Raw genomic sequence first — 1,569 nt, 5'->3', positions numbered from 1 at the left:
CTGGTATGGATTGACCTGTCAAGGGCTCGGTTGTCTCTTCAGTGCATGCGGTTGTCCTCAATGCCTACGGGTCAGGAAGCGAGGGGCTATCAGCGACGGTGGATCTCTCTGGTATTCGTGGGTTGGGTACCGACCTGTCATCACTTCGTCGCGGAGCTACCCTGCTCTACGCTCGAGGGTCACCCTGCCCCGGAGGGCGGGAGCCTCATAGGACCGCCAGGGGTTCTCCTACCGGCCCGACGCTCCCTGACCCGCAGGCACTGGGACACTGCCGTCATGTCGTGGCCCGGCTGCCGTGTGGCTTGCCCATTGCCTCGCAGGCGAGGGCCCACAGGAAGCCGGCCAGCTCTCGCGCCACCGCCGTGGTGACCTGCTGCTTGACCTTGCCCGTGGCCATCAGCCGGCGGTAGCGCCCACACAGGCGTTTCTGTGCCTCCCAGGCGATGGCCTGGACCGTCGGCGAGGTTCGTTCGGCCCGCTGCTGGATGATGCGCGTCTTGCGCGCCGGGAAGCGATAGCTCCAGGCGGCTTCCACCAGCACGCGCCGTACATGGCCGTTGCCGGTCTTGGTGATGCCACCCTGGCGTCGGCTGCCGCCACTGGAGTGCTCGCTGGGCACCAGGCCCAGGTAGGCCATCAGCTGTCGCGGCGAGTCGAAGCGACTGATGTCGCCGAGTTCGGCCAGCACCGTCATCGCCGTGATCAGTCCGATTCCGCGCATCGCCATCAGCGCCTCGACCACCGGGGCCAGCGACCAACTCGGCAGTGCCGCCTCCATCTGCTGTTCCAGGCCGGCGACGCGCCGCTGGGCCTCCTTCACGGCATCGACGTACTCCTCCAACACGATCTGCTGAACCGGGGTGTCGAAGCGGACCGTTTCGAGCCAGCGGAAGTGAACGGGGACCCACTTGCTCTTGCCGCCATAGACCTTGCCATGTCGCAGCAGGAAGGCGCTGAGCCGCTGTCGCGCCTTGAGTTCGATGGCCTTCATGTCCTCCCGGGCCCGCGTCAGATCGCGGATCGCCTCCTGCTCCGGGGTGGGCACCCACACCGGCGTCAACTCACCGGAACGCGATAGACGGGCCAGCATCTGCGCATCGCGGCGGTCGGTCTTGACGCGATCGCCGGCACGGCGGGGGATCAGCGACGGAGCGACGACGTCACAATCATGGCCGGTGGCCTGAATCTGGTGATAGACCCCGTAACCGCAAGGGCCGGCTTCGTAGCTGAACAGCAGAGGCTGCCCCGCGAAGCGCTGGCTCAGCTGGCGGATCAGCGTGTCGATGGCCGTGGGCTCATTGGCGATCTCACCACGAAACTCCGGCTCATGCCGTCCCGCCTCGGCGATGGATACCGCAATGCTGGCCTTATGCACATCCAGCCCGATATAGGCGGCATGGACGTCGCTGGCGGCGCTGAGCCGCTCGGCGGCAGTGCGCTCCACAACGACCTGCTGAGTTGCGTTAGACTGTGTCATGACCTGCCTCCCTCAATAGTGGCTCTGTGTTGTTGCCCAACCTCAACGTAACCCACGACGTTGAGGAGGGGCAGGTCAATCCATCATGTCTA

1 protein-coding gene is annotated in these 1,569 nt (G+C 65.6%); it reads right to left on the bottom strand.

Features of this window, described 5'->3' with window-relative positions; translation table 11 throughout:
• Positions 1-274: 274 nt before the first annotated feature.
• A complete protein-coding gene (locus BM388_RS17440) occupies positions 275-1,477 on the bottom strand; it encodes an IS110 family RNA-guided transposase (RefSeq protein ID WP_245781595.1) in 1,203 nt (400 codons plus the stop codon).
• Positions 1,478-1,569: the final 92 nt, after the last annotated feature.

The organism is Halomonas saccharevitans (genome assembly GCF_900116405.1).
Lineage (GTDB): Bacteria > Pseudomonadota > Gammaproteobacteria > Pseudomonadales > Halomonadaceae > Halomonas > Halomonas saccharevitans.
This window is presented reverse-complemented; position numbering and strand designations above follow the sequence as displayed.